The following is a 15,623-nucleotide window of genomic DNA, read 5'->3' on the forward strand; positions in this document are numbered from 1 at the left end:
GTTCATTCACACGGTCGGCTGCACCGGTTTCAGACTTAGGGGCTAGGCCATTCGTCCGGCGCGTCGAAGAGGATGGCATGATCCTTCCTGGCATGCCACCCGGCATTGATCGAAATCAAGCCGCCGACGCATGAGACCTTCGCACAAGTGCCGGGCTCCCATGCCCTGCGGATGCCGCATGTCGGCGTCCCGCGGACAGGGCATCGGCTTGGCGATGACTTTGATTCATCGGCAGCAATATGGTCCGAACGTCCCGGATAACCATGGTGGGGGTCCGGGAATACGTGCGCATATCTGCCGCGACCCATCGGCCTGTTCCACAGACTGGATACGGTTGCGGCACCCACAGCCCTCCGCTTCGGGGTTGCGGGCGATTTTGATAAATCTATTGAAGTTGAAAAAATATCATTGCCATCATCTCCTGCGCGCACTCGTTCGACGGGGAGAGGAAGATGGGCAAGCGGATCGTCCTGTGTTTCGATGGAACATGGAACAAGCCGGGCAGCGGTAGCCAGCCCGACACGGACAACGAGGCATCGACCAACGTCTGGAAGTTCTACAAGTCGGTCCTCGGCGCCGCACCCGACAATACCGAACAGGTTTCCTATTACGATTCCGGCGTCGGCACCGATGAAAAGGGCGGCTTTCTCCACGACTGGTTCGACAAAATCCTCGGCGGTGCCTTCGGCCTCGGCCTCGACAAGAAGATCAAGGACGGCTACCGGTTCCTTGCCTCGCACTATAACGACGGCGACCATGTCTTCATCCTGGGCTTCTCACGCGGCGCCTACACCGCCCGCAGCCTCGTCGGGCTGATCCGCAATGCCGGGCTGTTGCCGGCCGACAGGCTGGGCGAGACGGACGAGGCCTACGCGCTCTACCGCAAGCGGGACGACGGTCCGGACGTGGGGGAGGCAAAGCGGTTCCGCGACACCAACGGTTCGACGCTGATCCCGATCCATTTCCTCGGCGTCTGGGACACGGTGGGCGCGCTCGGCGTGCCGCTCGGCATCTGCAAGCAGCTGGATCAGGATCTGTACGGCTTCCACGACACCGAACTCAGCAGCCTTGTCCGCAATGCCTTCCAGGCGCTGGCGATTGACGAGCATCGCAAGACCTTCGCCGCCAACCTCTGGGATCCGAAGGCGAAGCCGGCGCAGCGGATGGAGCAGCGCTGGTTCGCCGGCTGCCATTCGAATGTCGGCGGCGGCTATGACGACGACAGGCTGTCGGACATCACGCTGAAATGGATGATGGAGCACGCCGAGGGCTGCGGCCTCGCCATCGACCCCATCTGGGTGCCGGAGGTGTCGCCCGACAATGCCCTGGGCGTCATCGTCGATTCCTATGCCCGTTTCCTGGACGGGGTCGGCGAACTGGTGCAGCCGCGCCATTACCGTCCGGTCTGCGTCCTGCCCTTCAGCGAGGAGAACCTGCACGAGTCGGTGCCGCAGCGCGCCGCCAGCGATATGGGCTACGCACCGCCCAACATCGGCTACCACAAGGCGCTGGCGCAGTTCGGCCTTCCGCCTGTGCAGCAGCCGGCCCCGGCCCCGGCACCAGCATCGACTGCGGCCGGCTGACGGCGCAGGCTGATTGCGGAGACCCGGCGGGAAAAGGCAAAAAAACGGGGCGGGGCCGTCGTCCGGCACCCGCCCCGTTCTTGCCGTCGCGTCGGCAATGCTTGCCCGGCGGTCCTTACTTGGTGCCGAACATGCGGTCGCCGGCATCGCCCAGGCCGGGAACGATGTAGGCGTTCTCGTCCAGATGGCTGTCCAGCGCGGCGGTGAAGACCTTCACGTCCGGGTGCGCCTCGTGGAAGCGGCGCACGCCCTCGGGTGCTGCGACCAGCGCCATGAAGCGGATGTTCTGGTCGTCCACGCCGTGGCGGTTCAGCACGTCGCAGGCATGGGCGGCGGAGTTGCCGGTCGCCAGCATCGGGTCGACGACGATGAACAGCCGCCCGTCGGCCGGCGGCAGCTTCACCAGATATTCGTGCGGCTGCTTGGTGTCGTGGTCGCGGTAGAGGCCGATATGCCCCTCGCGCGCCGACGGCACCAGCTCCAGCAGGCCGGCCGACATGCCGAGCCCGGCGCGCAGCACCGGCACCACCGCCAGCTTCTTGCCCAGGATCACCGGGGCGTCCATCGGCTGGAGCGGCGTCTCGATCCGCTCGGTGGTCAGCGGAATGTCGCGCGTCAGTTCATAGCCCATCAGCAGCGAGATCTCGCGCAGAAGGGTGCGGAACCCGCCGGTCGACCGCTCCTTGTTCCGCATATGGGTCAGCTTGTGCTGGATCAGCGGATGGTCGAGGACGAACAGGTTGGGAAATTCGGGCAGGGTGCGCATGGAATCCGGATCGCGGCTGACGGTAAGGTTGCCCCGATCCTAGCGCGCCTGGGGGTCCGGGGCCAAGGGGGCTGACCGGAGGCTGCTCCTGAGGAGCGTCGCTTTGTCCCTATCCCCGCCCCACCGTCGCCACCGCCGCCTTCGGTTCCGGACGGTCGATGCCGTAGCGGATCACCCGGTTGCGGCCGGAATTCTTGGCCTGGTAGAGCGCGCGGTCGGCGCAGACCACCAGATCGTCGACGGTCAGATCGGCCACCGCCTCCACCAGCCCGAAGGAGGCGGTGACCGGGATCACCCGGCCGTCGGGCAGCACCACCGGCGAGCGCATCAGGTCGACGCGCAGCCGCTCGATCACCGCATAGCCCTCGTCCAGCCCGGTTTCCTTCAGGCAGACCAGGAACTCCTCGCCGCCCATGCGGAAGGCCTCGTCGAAGCTGCGGACGCCGCGGCTGATGACGGCGGCGGTGGCGGCCAGCACGCGGTCGCCGATGTCGTGGCCGTAGCTGTCGTTGATGCCCTTGAACTTGTCGATGTCGGCCAGCGCGACGCAGAAGGGCTGGCCGGTGCGGCGGTAGCGGTTGTGCTCGCGCTCCAGCGCCTCGCCCATGCCGCGGCGGGTGCGCAGGCCGGTCAGCGGGTCCAGGCCGGAGGCGGCGGCACCGAAGGCGCGCTCCATCCGCCGCAGATGCAGCATGAACTCCTCGAAACGGCCGATCACCCCCTCATACTCGGACTCGGTCGGCAGTTCGCCGCTCGACGCCTTCAGCAGGATCAGCCGGGCCTGCCGGTGCATCTGTTCGTGCAGGTTCGCCAGCTTCTGCACCGCCGGCTGCTGCAAGAGGTCTTCGCGACTGGCGGCCTGGCACCAGGTCTGGAAGGAGGCCGGGGCCGACGACCGTTCCCCGCCGCGGCCGTCGCGGTAGAAAACGGCGCGCTGCCACTGGCCGATCCAGCGCAGATGCTCATCGAGCACGGCGCCAAGCGCCTCGGTTGTGGACAAGGTGGTGGAATCGCTCATGGGCGCATCCTAGCCGACGGCGCAGGGTCTCGCCATGCGATCAAGATAAGCCGAAGCATTCGTCTAAAACAGGACGCTATTCCGGCGGACTATCCTCAAAGCCCGCCTCAAAGCCCGGTCACCGCCGAAAGGAAGGCGCGGACCAGCGCCGGGTCCTTGTGGCCGGGGCGGTCCTCGACGCCGGACGACACGTCGACCTCGGTGGCGCCGGTGACCCGCACCGCCTCCGCGACATTCTCCACCGTCAGCCCGCCCGACAGCATCCAGGGCCGCGGCCAGCGGCGCCCGGCCAGGATCGTCCAGTCGAAGGCGATGCCGTTGCCGCCGGGCAGCGCCGACACCTTGGCCGGCGGCTTGGCGTCGAACAGCAGCCGGTCGGCGACCTCCGCCGCCTCCAGCGCCAGGGTCAGGTCTTCCGGCCCGCCGATCTTGATTGCCTTCATCACCGGCAGGGCGTAGCGGCTCTTGATCTCGACGATGCGGCGCGGCGTCTCGGCACCGTGCAGCTGGATCAGGTCGAGCGGCACCTGCCCGGTGACATGCTCCAGGAACTCGTCGTCGGGATCGACGAACAGCCCGACGGAGCGCACGCCGGTCGGCAGCAGCCGCGCCAGCTCCGCCGCCATCGCCGGGGCGATGGCGCGCGGGCTGCGCGGATAGAAGACGAAGCCGACATAGCGCGCCCCGCCGGCGACGGCGGCGCGCAGGCTTTCGGGCTCGCTCAGCCCGCAGATCTTGGCGGCGACGGTCATGCGGCCCCTCCCGAACTGGCCTCGATTTCGGCGACGATGCGGCGGGCGGCGGCGGCCGGGTCGGCATCGGCGGTGATCGGCCGGCCGATCACCAGATGGTCGGCGCCGGCGGCCAGCGCCTCCGCCGGGGTCATGAAGCGTTTCTGGTCGTTGGTGGCGGCCCAGGCCGGGCGGATGCCGGGCACCATCAGGATGAAGTCGGGACCGCAGGCCGCGCGCACCAGCGCCACCTCGGCCGGCGAGCAGACGACGCCGTCCACCCCCGACGCCTTGGCCAGCCTGGCGAGCCGCACCACCTGATCGGCCACCGGCACCGACTGCCCGACCGCCCCCAGATCGTCCTCGTCCAGGCTGGTCAGCACGGTGACGGCCAGGATCTTCGGCCGGTCGGCGCCGGCGGTCGCCGCCGTCTCCGCCGCCGCCCGCATCATCGCCGGCCCGCCAGCGCTGTGGATGGTCATGAAGGCCGGCTTCAGCGGCAGCGCCGCGCGCACGCCGCCGGCCACCGTGTTGGGGATGTCGTGCAGTTTCAGGTCGAGGAACAGCGGCGGGCCGTCCTCGCCGACCACGGCGCGGACGCCGGCCGGCCCCTGGGCGATGAAGAACTCCAGCCCCAGCTTGATGCCGCCGACGGCCCCGGCCACCTGCCCGGCGATGCGGCGGGCGGCGTCGATCTCGGTGGTGTCGACGGAGCAATAGATGCGCGAGGCGGGCGCGGTCATGGGAAGGCGGTCTCCAGAACCCGGATGAGAATGGTCCGGCACCCTAGCAAGGGATGGGGCCATACGCCAGTTTCAAGCCCTCTGATCCGCCACCCACTGCTCCGCCGTCCACGTCTCCAGCGCCGCGAACAGGCCGGCGGCGGTGGCGCAGGCGGCGGCGAGGGCCACCGGATCGGCAAGCTCCTCCTCCAGCCGGACCATCAGCGCCTTCCAGGCACCCGCCATGTCCAGCCCGTCCGACGCCAGGAAACGGGCGCCGCGCCGGGCGTCGTAGCCCAGCGCGCGCGTGATCCCCGGCAGCATCGCCCGTCCGCCATGGGCCGAGCCGTCCAGCACGTAGCGCGCCGCCAGCCGGGCCGGCGCGCTGTCCAGCGGCGGCAGTCCCGCCATCTCCGGCAGCGCGTCCGGATCAGCGCCCAGCACCCGGAGATCCTCGCGCAGCAACGCCAGCCGCGCCGCGCCGTCTCCCCCGGCCTCCCCCAGCCTCCGCTCCACCGGCGCGTTGAAGCCGTGGAGAACGGCCAGCGCGCGGACATATTGCGGCTGCGTGATGTCCGGCCGGACCAGAGGCTGCAACAGCTCCGCCTTGTCCAGACGGTCGTGGCTCTCCCGCGTCGCGGCGCGCAGCGCCTGCCTTGCCGGTCCCATGATCTCTGCTCCCCGCTTCCGGCTCAGGTCGGCGCCAGCACGCCGGGCAGCGGCGCCGGGCCCCCGGCAGATGCACCGCCGGTCGCCGTCTGGCTGGCCTCCTGCTGCCGCGCCCACAGGGCGGCATAGGCGCCGCGGGCGGCCAGCAGGTCGGTGTGGTGGCCGCGCTCGATCACCCGGCCGGCCTCCAGCACCAGGATCTCGTCGGCGTCGATCACCGTGGACAGCCGGTGGGCGATCACCAGCGTGGTGCGGCCGCGGCTGACCTCGCGCAGGTTGGCCTGGATTTCCCGCTCGGTGTGGGTGTCGAGCGCGCTGGTCGCCTCGTCGAACAGCAGGATCGCCGGGTCCTTCAGGATGGTGCGGGCGATGGCGACGCGCTGCTTCTCGCCGCCGGACAGCTTCAGCCCGCGCTCGCCCACCGTGGTCTGGTAGCCGTCGGGCAGCGCCATGATGAAGTCGTGGATGTGGGCCAGCCGCGCCGCCCGCTCCACCTCCGCCGGGCTGGCGCCGGGGCGGCCATAGGCGATGTTGTAGAAGACGGTGTCGTTGAACAGCACCGTGTCCTGCGGGACGATGCCGATGGAGGCGCGCAGCGACGCCTGGGTCACCCCGCGGATGTCCTGCCCGTCGATCAGCACCCGCCCGCCATTGACGTCGTAAAAGCGGAACAGCAGCCGGCTGATGGTGGACTTGCCGGCCCCCGACGGGCCGACGATGGCGACGGTCCTGCCGGCCGGCACGGTGAAGCTGACATCCTTCAGGATCGGCCGGCGCGGGTCATAGCCGAACTCCACCCCCTCGAAGCGCAGTTCCGCCCCATCGACCGCCAGCGGCCGGGCGTCGGGGCCGTCGGCCACCTCGCGGTCGACCGCCAGCAGGGTCACCATCGATTCGATGTCGATCAGCGACTGCTTGATCTCGCGATAGACGACGCCGAAGAAGTTCAGCGGCTGGTAGAGCTGCAACAGATAGGTGTTCACCAGAACGAAATCGCCCAGCGACATGCTGCCGTCGACGATGCCCTTGGCGGCCATGCCCATCACCGCCGCCAGCCCAAGCGAGATGATCGCCGACTGCCCGACATTCAGCAGCGACAGGCTCTGCTGGCTGCGCACCGCCGCCTTCTCGTAGCTTTGCAGCGCGCCGTCATAACGGCGGGCCTCATGCTCCTCGTTGCCGAAATACTTGACCGTCTCGTAGTTCAGCAGGCTGTCGATGGCCTTGGTGTTGGCCTTGCTGTCGGTGTCGTTCATCAGGCGGCGGAACTTGATGCGCCATTCCGACACGAAGAAGGTATAGAGGATATAGCCCATCACCGTGACGAAGGTCGCCAGCGCGAACCAGACGCTGAACAGCTTCCACAGGATGGCGCAAACCAGCGCGATCTCCACCAGCGTCGGCACGATGGAGAACAGCGTGTAGCGCAGCAGCGATTCGATGGCGCGGGTTCCGCGCTCCAGCGAACGGGTCAGGCCGCCGGTCTGGCGCTCCAGATGGAAGCGCAGCGACAGCGCGTGCAGGTGCCGGAACACCGACAGCGCCACCCGGCGGATGGTCCGCTGCGCCACCGTGGCGAAGACGGCGTCGCGCAGCTCAGCGAAGACCAGCGAGGTCACGCGGGCAAGGCCGTATGCGACGATCAGCCCCAGCGGGATGGTCACCGCCGCCCCCGCCCCCTCCACCGGCCCGACACTGCCGCCGGCGCTGGCGGGGGTCAGCGCGTCCACCGCATGCTTGTAGAAGATCGGCACATAGACGTTGGCGACCTTGGCGCCGATCAGCAGCAGCATCGCCAGCACCACCCGCACCCGCGTTTCCACGGAATCCCGCGGCCAGATGTAGGGGCCGAGCGAGCGGATCGCGGCCCGCAGGTCGCCGGACGGGCGGGTGAAGGCGCTGGTGTCGGAGGTCGGCGGGAAGCTGCGGCGCATCGGATTTTTCAGTAGCCTTTACGGTGATGTCTGCCGGCCCCGGGGAGACCGGCCCACGAAGGACCGTCACCCGAATGCTGTGCAGGCGACGTAACCTAGGGACCGCTGCCGCATCGTCAAAGCCCCGGGTCACGGCTTTGACACGATTTTGCCGCGCCCCAGGGGCGCTTTCCGTGCATTTCCTTGCACCATGGCAACGGACTGGAAACCACTTTCCTCTACTCTGCCGGGCGTATCGCGTTCGACCCGATCCGCAGACCAAGGCATTTGACCATGCAGAACGCCAGCTTCGCCGGCCGTTTCAAGGTGGGCACCCGCATCCAGGTGGGTTTCCTTCTGATCCTCGCCCTCCTCGTCCTGGTGGCAGCGCTAGGCGTCCGGTCCCTGTCTACGGTGGAGACCGGATTCACTCGCTATGCGTCGGTCTCCGACAACTCGCTCAGGATCTCCGACATCGACGGCTCGGTCTCGGATATGCGCCGCAACGTACTCAACTATTCCTTCTCGGGCAGCAACGCGCTGATCGCGCCGATCCAGACGCAACAGACGAAGCTGGGCGAGATGCTGAACACCGCCCGCGACGTCTCGCAGGATCCCGGACGCCGCGCCCTCATTGAGCGGATGATCCAGCAGTTCGACAGCTACGGCTCCCATTTCAACCAGCTGGTCAAACTGCGCGAACAGCGCGACCGGCTGGTGTCGGAAGAGCTGATGCCGCTGGGCCAGAAGGCACGCGAGGGGCTGAGCCGGGTCGTCACCAGCGGCATCGCCGCCGGCGACTTCGAAGCCGCCGCCTATGCCGGCCAAGCGCAGGAATCGCTGATTCTTGCCCGTCTCAGCGCGCAGCGCTTCCTGACCGACCCGTCGGCGAAGGCTGCGGACGAGGTGCGCGACCGGATGGACGGCTTCATCAAGGCCGCCTCGGCCCTCGCCCCTCGGCTGGCCGACCCGCTGCAGAAGCGCGCCGCCGAGGAGGCGGTGCAGATCGGCGGGCGCTACCTGGACAGCTTCAACCGCGTCGTCACTGCCGTGAACGACGCCCAGGCGCTCGCCTTCACCACCATGGTCCAGGAGGCGGAGGAATTCGCCAAGCTGGTGGACAAGATCATCCTCGCGCAGACCGAAGCCCGCAAGGCGATGCTGATCGGCGCGCAGAACGATATGGAGAGCACCTCTACCCTGCTGATCGGCATGGCGGTTGGCGCCTTCGCGATCGGCATCCTGGTGGCGCTGGTCACCGCGCGGTCCATCGTCCGCCCGGTGGTGCAGATGACCGGCACGATGACGGAACTGGCCGCCGGCAACCTCACGGTGGACGTGCCGGCGCTCGCCAACCGCGACGAGATCGGCAGCATGGCCAAGGCCGTGCTGGTGTTCAAGGAGAACGCCATCGAGAAGAAGCGGATGGACGAGGCAGAGCGCGAAAGGCTGGAGGCCGAACGCCGTGCCGCCGAGGCCCAGCGCGCCCGCGAGCAGGCCATCGGCGAGGAGATCGCCACCCTGATCGACGCGGTGTCGAAGGGCGACCTGGAACGCCGCATCGATCTGGGCGGCAAGGACGGCTTCTACAGGACCATGTCGGAGGGCATCAACCGCCTGACCGACACGGTGGAGGCGGTGATCGCCGACCTGGGCGAGGTGCTGTCGGCCCTGGCCCAGGGCGACCTGAACCGCCGCGTCACCCGCGATTACCAGGGCGCCTTCGAGCGGGTGAAGACCGACGTCAACACCACCTCCACCCGGCTGGCGGAGATCGTCGGCCAGATCACCCAGGCTGCCGAGACCATCGCCGCCGCCGCCGCGGAAGTGTCACTCGGCTCCTCCGACCTCGCCGACCGCACCGAACAGCAGGCCTCCTCGCTCGAGGAGACCGCGGCCAGCATGGAGGAGCTGGGGGCGACCGTGCGCTCCAACGCCGAGAACGCCCAGCGCGCCAACGTGATGGCGGCCCAGGCCCGCGGGTCCGCCGAATCGGGCGGCGGCGTCGCCGGCTCGGCCATCGAGGCGATGCGCCGGATCGAGGAATCCAGCCGCAAGATCACCGACATCATCGGGGTGATCGACGAGATCGCCTTCCAGACCAACCTGCTGGCGCTGAACGCGGCGGTGGAGGCGGCGCGGGCCGGCGATGCCGGGCGCGGCTTCGCCGTGGTGGCGCAGGAGGTGCGGCAACTCGCCCAGCGCTCCGCCCAGGCGTCGAAGGAGATCAAGGGCCTGATCCTGGACAGTGACGCCCAGGTGAAGGACGGCGTCGATCTGGTCAGCAAGGCCGGCGATGCATTGCAGGGCATCGTGTCCGGCGTGCAGCAGGTGGCGACGCTGATCGCCGAGATGGCCTCGGCCTCGGCCGAACAGGCGACGGCGCTGGACGAGATCAACTCGACCGTCGCCAACATGGACGAGATGACCCAGAAGAACGCCGCCCTGGTGGAGGAGACCACCGCCGCCGCCCAGGCGATGAGCGGACAGGCCACCGACCTCAAGTCGCTGGTCGGCTTCTTCAAGTTCGATCAGGCGGCCGGCTTCGGTTCAACCGGTTTCGGCGCGGCTGGCTTCGGTTATGCCCAGGCGCCGCGCGCGATGGCGGCGGTCCAGGCCGCACCGGCGGTCACCACCCGCCGCGCTCCGGCTCCCACCCGCGCCACCGCCAAGCCGGCGGCGAAGCCCGCCGCCCGCGGCACCGGCACGGCCCATGCGACGGTCCACGCGACGGCCAAGCCGCCCGCCCGCGGCGACTCCTCCACCCGCACCGCCGCCGCGGTCCCGGTCCTGAAGCACAGCACCAGCGACGACGACGACTGGAAGGAGTTCTGAGAGGGGGCGCAAACCGCCCCTGAACAGATCGGTGCATCTTGAAAAGAAAAAGGCGTCGGGCCGATGACCCGACGCCTTTTTCCGTTCCGGCGGGCTTGCCCGACGCTTATTGCATGAACCAGCCGTGGCTGACGACCAGCGACTGGCCGGTCAGCGCGTTGGACTCGAAGGATGCGAAGAACAGGGCGGCCTGGGCGACGTCCTCGACCGTGGTGAACTCGCCGTCGACGGTCTCCTTCAGCATCACCGTCTTCACCACGTCCTCTTCGGAGATGCCAAGCTCCTTGGCCTGTTCGGGGATCTGCTTTTCGACCAGCGGGGTGCGGACGAAGCCGGGGCAGATCACGTTGGCGCGCACGCCATGCGCCGCCCCTTCCTTGGCGACCACCTTGGCAAGGCCGATCAGCCCATGCTTGGCGGTGACATAGGGTGCCTTCAGCGCCGACGCCTCCTTGGAATGGACCGACCCCATATAGATGATGCTGCCGCTTCCCTGCTTGTACATCGTGTGCAAGGCGGCGCGCGTGGTCAGGAAGGCGCCGTCCAGATGGATGGACAGAAGCTGCTTCCACTTGGCGAACTCGAACTGCTCGACCGGCGCCACGGTCTGGATACCGGCATTGCTGACCAGGATGTCGATGCGGCCGAAGGCGTCGGCGGCGCGGGCCATGCCGGCATCGACCTGGGCCTCGTCGGTCACGTCCATGGCGACGCCGAGAGCCCGTTTGCCCGTGGGGTCCAGACTGGCCGCGGCGGCATCGGCACCGGCCTGGTTCAGGTCGGCGATGACGATTTTGGCACCCTCGCGGGCGAAGGTGCGGGCGATCTCCAGCCCGATTCCGCTCGCCGCCCCGGTGATGACGGCAACTTTGTCCTGCAAGCGCATGGGTCCGCTCCTGTTCGGTCGAAAGGTCGGTAACGGTTGGTTCCTGGCAACGATGGCTGGTTATTCCGGCTTTCCGTCGTCGCGCAGCAGGTCGTGCGTGACGGGTCCGCTAAGCCGAGGCGGCATCGCCAGCCAGTCCGGGTGGGCAAGCGTGGCGAGGGTGTCGGCAAGGCCGCTTTCCCAATGTTCCCGCATGCCGGCGTTGGAGAACTCGTAATCCTTGCTGTCGCGTTCGTAGCTTTTGCGGCGGTAGATCAGATGGATGATGTTGACCGCCGCCTCGCAGGCGGCGCTCCGCAGCGCTTTCGCCTCCGGCGTGTCCCGCAGATCCTCCGGCAGCCGGTCGAGCAGCGTCACCAGCTGGTTGCGCAGGGTCTGCTCGTAGGTGACCTTGTCGGTGTTGAAGCGGGTGCGGCTGGAATAGGTGATGTCCTTCTGCCGCTCCAGCACCTCCGACATGCCGCGCGGCACCTGGCCGATGGCGCTCCACAGATCGACCTGGAAGACCAGCGTGTCGCGGCGCGGCCGGTCCTCCAGCACATGGTCGAGCGGCGTGTTGGAGACCAGCCCGCCGTCCCAGTAGAAGCCGCCGTCGATCTCGACGGGGGCGAAGCCGGGCGGCAGGGCGCCGCTCGCCATCACATGCTCCGGCCCGATCCGGTGGGTCTCGGTGTCGAAATAGATCGAGTTTCCGGTCAGCACATCGACCGCCCCCAGCGACAGCCGGATGTCGCCCCGGTTGATCCGGTCGAAGTCGATCAGCTCCTCCAGCGTCTTCTTCAGCGGTGCTGTGTCGTAGAAGCTGGTCGGCCCGGCGAAGGGGCTGGCCGCCGCCCATTCCACCGCCGGCCGCGGCCGGAAGAAGCCGGGCTGCCCGGACAGCGCCGTCCGCCACGCGCTCCACTGGTTGAGGACCGAGATCGACGGGCCGTCGGGATCGAGCCGCCGCCACAGCGCCTCCGCCCCTTCCCAGGGCGAGGGCGGAGCGATGCGGCCCCAGAACTCCGACAGCGCGGCGCAGCGCCGCTCCGGCGGGTTGCCGGCGATCAGCGCCGCGTTGATGGCGCCGATCGACACGCCGGCCACCCAGGTCGGATGGATGTCGTGCTTGAACAGCCCCTCGACAACGCCCGCCTGATAGGCACCGAGGGCGCCACCACCCTGAAGAACGAGCGCCACCCGGTCATAGGGGGCAATGAGATCGGCAAAGGATCCGTCGCGCATCTGTGTCCTTCTCAACCAGTCAATCGATTGCAGACATCTTTCCTCGGTCGGCAAGCCAGATATGGGGCCGGAGTTGAATACGGCTACGCAGAAACATCCACAGATGACGGAGAATTCTTCATGACAGCCATGCCGATTTCCTTTAACCCATCCGCGTCCTTGCGAGAACCTACATCAAGGTATTACACCGCGGTGAATTACTTGTAATACTCGGCACGGACCTGAAAAGACGCCACAGCGCAGGACGACGGAATTCACCGCTCTTGCGCCAAATGCCGGGATTAACCTTTCGGTCGGAATTGCGTGCTGCAATCGCCCCCATATCCGTTTCCGGTTTTTTGGAGGACGCCATGTCCCGCCACTCCACGTCCAGCCACTCCACGTCCCGCCGCCCCGCCCCGCGCCGCCGTCTTCCGCTCGCCGCCCTGCTGCTGCTCGGCGGTTCGCTGACCGGCTGCGGCGCCGTCACCGGCGTGGCCAGCGGTGCCGCCAGCATCGCCGGCACCGCCGTCGACGTGGTTGGCACCGTGGCGGAAACCTCCGTCGACGTGGTGACCGCGCCGCTGCGGTAGGGCGTCCCGCCCTACCCCGCCACCATCGCCGCCAGCGTCTCCAGCCGGTCGGCCTCATGCGCCGGCTTGTCCCAGCGGATGCGGTGGATGCGGGGGAAGCGCATGGCGAGCCCGCTCTTGTGCCGGTTCGAGGGGTGAACGCTGTCGAAGGCGACCTCCAGCACCAGCCCGGCCTCCACCTCGCGCACCGGGCCGTAGCGGCGGGTGGTGTGGTTGCGCACCCAGCGGTCCAGCTCGACCAGCTCGGCGTCGGTGAAGCCGGAATAGGCCTTGCCGACCGGCACCAGCTCCTCACCGCGCCAGACGCCGAACGTGTAGTCCGAATAATAGCTCGACCGCTTCCCATGGCCGCGCTGGGCGTACATCATCACGGTGTCGAGCGTCAGCGCCCCGCGCTTCCATTTGAACCACGGCCCCTTCGGCCGTCCGGCGAGATAGGCGCTGTCGCGCCGCTTCAGCATCAGCCCCTCGATGCCGTTCTCCCGCGCGCCTTCGCGCAGTTCCACCAGCTCGTCCCACCGGTCGAACGGCACAAGCGGCGACAGATCCATCCGGCGCGGCTGCACCGCCTCGTACCAGCGCTCCAGCCGGGCGCGCCGCTCGACGAAGGAAAGGCCGCGCAGATCCTCCTCGCCGTCGAACAGGATGTCGTAGAGCCGCACCCAGGCCGGCCCGTCGCGCAGCATCTGCGCCGTCACCGTCTTGCGGTTGAGGCGCTGCTGCAGATCGTTGAAGGGCGCCACCACCCCGTCACGCGCCACCAGCAGTTCGCCGTCCAGCACGGCGTCGAAGCTCATGTGATCGACGATGTCGGGGAAGGCGCCGGACACGTCGTCGCCGGTGCGGCTGTAGAGCCGCCGCTCTCCCCCGCGCGCCACCATCTGTACGCGGATGCCGTCCCATTTCCATTCCGCGGCATAGGCGGCGGGATCGAGCGCGGCGCGGTCCTCCTCCTCCAGCGGGTGGGACAGCATCATTGGGCGGAAACCGGCGCCGGCCCCGGTCGCCGGCTGCTCCGCCCGCCCCTCCAGCCAGGCGAACAACTCGGCATAGGGGGCGGTCAGCCCGTGCCAGACCTCCTCCACATCGTCGACGCTGACCTCCGGCCGCGCCGCCTTGCCCCATTCCGCCAGCGCCGTCTTGGCGAGCCGGGCCGAGACGCCGATGCGCAGCGCCCCAGTGATCAGCTTCAAGAGGGCGAAGCGCCCCGACGAGTCGAGCGTGTCGAGCCAGCCCTCCACCAGCCCGATCACCTGCCCGCGCTTGGCGGCCCGCAGCGCCTCCACCACCTCGTCCAGGCTGGGCGGCAGGCTGTTGGCCCGCTCGGGCCGCTCCGGCCAGATCAGCGCCACCGTCTCCGCCAGATCGCCGACATAGTCGTAGGACAGCGCCAGCAGCTCCGGATCGACCCTGGTCGCCGCCAGCTCGCGGATCGCCGCCGGCTTGGCCTCGCGGAAGCTGAGCGCCCCGGTCAGCGCCGCCAGCGCCCAGCCGCGCTCGGGATCGGGCGCGGTGGCGAAATGCTCGACCAGCAGGCGGATCTTGCCGTTGCGCGACGGCATGAAGACCAGCGCGTCGATCAGCGCGGCAAAGCGGTTCACGACGCCTCTCCTTCGCCGGCCTTCTCCGGCATTCCCTCCGAGTCCTCGTCCTCGAAGCCGATCAGCGCCAGCGCGCGGGCACGGATGCCGCGGCCGGTGGCGTAATGGACCAGCGCCTCCTCCCGGCCATGGGTCACCCAGACCTCCGGCGCGCCGACATCCTCCAGCGTCTGGCACAGCTCGTCCCAGTCGGCATGGTCGGAGATGACCAGCGGCAGCTCCACCCCGCGCTGGCGGGCGCGCTGGCGCACCCGCATCCAGCCCGACGCCACCGCCACCACCGGGTCGGCCAGCCGCCGGGCCCAGCGGTCGGCCACCGCCGCCGGCGGGGCCAGCACCAGCGCGCCCTTCAACTCCTCCTTCGCCGCCACCGTCGCCGGCCGCAGCTCCCCCAGCTCCACCCCCAGACTGCTGTAGAGCCGGCACAGCGGTTCCAGCGCGCCATGCAGCCAGATCGGCCGGTCGTAACCCGCCGCCCGCAGCAGCGTGATCAGCCGCTGGCATTTGCCGAGCGCATAGACGCCGACCACATGGCTGCGCTCCGGGAACAGCGCCATCGAATGCAGCAGCTTCCCCACCTCGCCCAGATCGGGCGGATGGCGGAACACCGGCAGTCCAAAGGTCGCCTCGGTCACGAAGACGTCGCAGGGCACCGGCTCGAACGGCGCGCAGGTGCGGTCGAGCCGCCGCTTGTAGTCGCCCGACACCACGACGCGCGACCCGGCATGCTCCATCACCACCTGGGCGCTGCCCAGCACATGGCCGGCCGGCACCATCCGCACCGTCACGTCACCGATGCGCAGGGTCTCGCCATAGTCCAGCGCCTGCAGGCTGCCGCCCACCCCTTCGCCCATCCGCTGGCGCATGATGGCGAGCGTGCCCGACGTCGCCAGCACGCTGCGGTTGCCGGGCCTTGCATGGTCGGAATGGCCGTGGGTGACGACCGCGCGCTCCACCGGGCGCACAGGGTCGATGTGGAAGCCCCCCGGCTCGACATACAGCCCCTCGGGCAGGACCTTGATCCAGGTGTCGGGATGGGGACGGCTTGCTTTGGATTGGTGTGCAGCGGACATGCGTCCTAATATAGGGCGTTCCAAGCGGAG

The 15,623-nt window shown here is 68.7% G+C and carries 13 protein-coding genes; 3 read left to right on the top strand and 10 right to left on the bottom strand.

Annotated features, from left to right (window positions below; all coding sequences use genetic code 11):
- The first annotated feature begins 452 nt into the window (after positions 1–452).
- Positions 453–1,583 carry a DUF2235 domain-containing protein gene (locus ABNQ39_RS10545; protein WP_376957539.1) on the top strand — a complete coding sequence of 377 codons (1,131 nt, stop codon included), beginning with the start codon at positions 453–455 and terminating at the stop codon, positions 1,581–1,583.
- Between the two features lie 115 nt (positions 1,584–1,698).
- Here the strand turns inward: ABNQ39_RS10545 and upp are convergent, their stop codons facing one another.
- The 6 genes from upp to ABNQ39_RS10575 form a co-directional block, all read right to left on the bottom strand.
- A complete protein-coding gene (gene upp, locus ABNQ39_RS10550) occupies positions 1,699–2,349 on the bottom strand; it encodes a uracil phosphoribosyltransferase (protein ID WP_109051928.1) in 651 nt (216 codons plus the stop codon).
- Between the two features lie 109 nt (positions 2,350–2,458).
- A complete protein-coding gene (locus ABNQ39_RS10555) occupies positions 2,459–3,367 on the bottom strand; it encodes a diguanylate cyclase (RefSeq protein WP_376957542.1) in 909 nt (302 codons plus the stop codon).
- A gap of 107 nt (positions 3,368–3,474) precedes the next feature.
- Positions 3,475–4,119 (bottom strand): phosphoribosylanthranilate isomerase, encoded by a 645-nt coding sequence (locus ABNQ39_RS10560; RefSeq protein WP_376957546.1) that lies wholly within the window; start codon positions 4,117–4,119, stop codon positions 3,475–3,477.
- Positions 4,116–4,841 carry an orotidine-5'-phosphate decarboxylase gene (gene pyrF, locus ABNQ39_RS10565; RefSeq protein WP_376957548.1) on the bottom strand — a complete coding sequence of 242 codons (726 nt, stop codon included), beginning with the start codon at positions 4,839–4,841 and terminating at the stop codon, positions 4,116–4,118. Before pyrF ends, ABNQ39_RS10560 begins: the two co-directional genes overlap by 4 nt.
- A gap of 72 nt (positions 4,842–4,913) precedes the next feature.
- On the bottom strand, positions 4,914–5,489 hold the full coding sequence (locus ABNQ39_RS10570) for a biliverdin-producing heme oxygenase (protein WP_376957550.1): 576 nt from the start codon (positions 5,487–5,489) through the stop codon (positions 4,914–4,916).
- A 23-nt stretch (positions 5,490–5,512) separates the two neighbouring features.
- A complete protein-coding gene (locus ABNQ39_RS10575) occupies positions 5,513–7,423 on the bottom strand; it encodes an ABCB family ABC transporter ATP-binding protein/permease (protein WP_376957552.1) in 1,911 nt (636 codons plus the stop codon).
- A gap of 273 nt (positions 7,424–7,696) precedes the next feature.
- On the opposite strand from ABNQ39_RS10575, the gene ABNQ39_RS10580 reads away from it, so the two are divergent.
- Entirely contained in the window at positions 7,697–10,237 is a 2,541-nt protein-coding gene (locus ABNQ39_RS10580; protein WP_376957554.1) for a methyl-accepting chemotaxis protein, read from the top strand.
- Between the two features lie 106 nt (positions 10,238–10,343).
- On the opposite strand, the gene ABNQ39_RS10585 is transcribed toward ABNQ39_RS10580, so the two are convergent.
- Together ABNQ39_RS10585 and ABNQ39_RS10590 are read right to left on the bottom strand one after the other, a co-directional pair.
- Positions 10,344–11,123 (bottom strand): 3-hydroxybutyrate dehydrogenase, encoded by a 780-nt coding sequence (locus ABNQ39_RS10585; protein WP_376957555.1) that lies wholly within the window; start codon positions 11,121–11,123, stop codon positions 10,344–10,346.
- A 60-nt stretch (positions 11,124–11,183) separates the two neighbouring features.
- Positions 11,184–12,347, bottom strand: a complete 1,164-nt coding sequence (locus ABNQ39_RS10590) for a DUF3734 domain-containing protein (protein ID WP_376957557.1) — start codon at positions 12,345–12,347, stop codon at positions 11,184–11,186.
- Between the two features lie 350 nt (positions 12,348–12,697).
- Between ABNQ39_RS10590 and ABNQ39_RS10595 the strand changes: the two genes are divergently transcribed.
- A complete protein-coding gene (locus ABNQ39_RS10595) occupies positions 12,698–12,919 on the top strand; it encodes a hypothetical protein (protein WP_376957559.1) in 222 nt (73 codons plus the stop codon).
- Positions 12,920–12,930: 11 nt separating this feature from the next.
- On the opposite strand, the gene ABNQ39_RS10600 is transcribed toward ABNQ39_RS10595, so the two are convergent.
- Both ABNQ39_RS10600 and ABNQ39_RS10605 read right to left on the bottom strand, forming a co-directional pair.
- Positions 12,931–14,520 carry a cisplatin damage response ATP-dependent DNA ligase gene (locus tag ABNQ39_RS10600; protein WP_376957561.1) on the bottom strand — a complete coding sequence of 530 codons (1,590 nt, stop codon included), beginning with the start codon at positions 14,518–14,520 and terminating at the stop codon, positions 12,931–12,933.
- On the bottom strand, positions 14,517–15,593 hold the full coding sequence (locus tag ABNQ39_RS10605) for a ligase-associated DNA damage response exonuclease (RefSeq protein WP_376957563.1): 1,077 nt from the start codon (positions 15,591–15,593) through the stop codon (positions 14,517–14,519). Before ABNQ39_RS10605 ends, ABNQ39_RS10600 begins: the two co-directional genes overlap by 4 nt.
- Between the last annotated feature and the right edge of the window lie 30 nt (positions 15,594–15,623).

The sequence above is a fragment of the Azospirillum sp. A26 genome (assembly GCF_042604635.1).
In the GTDB taxonomy this organism is placed as follows: domain Bacteria; phylum Pseudomonadota; class Alphaproteobacteria; order Azospirillales; family Azospirillaceae; genus Azospirillum; species Azospirillum palustre.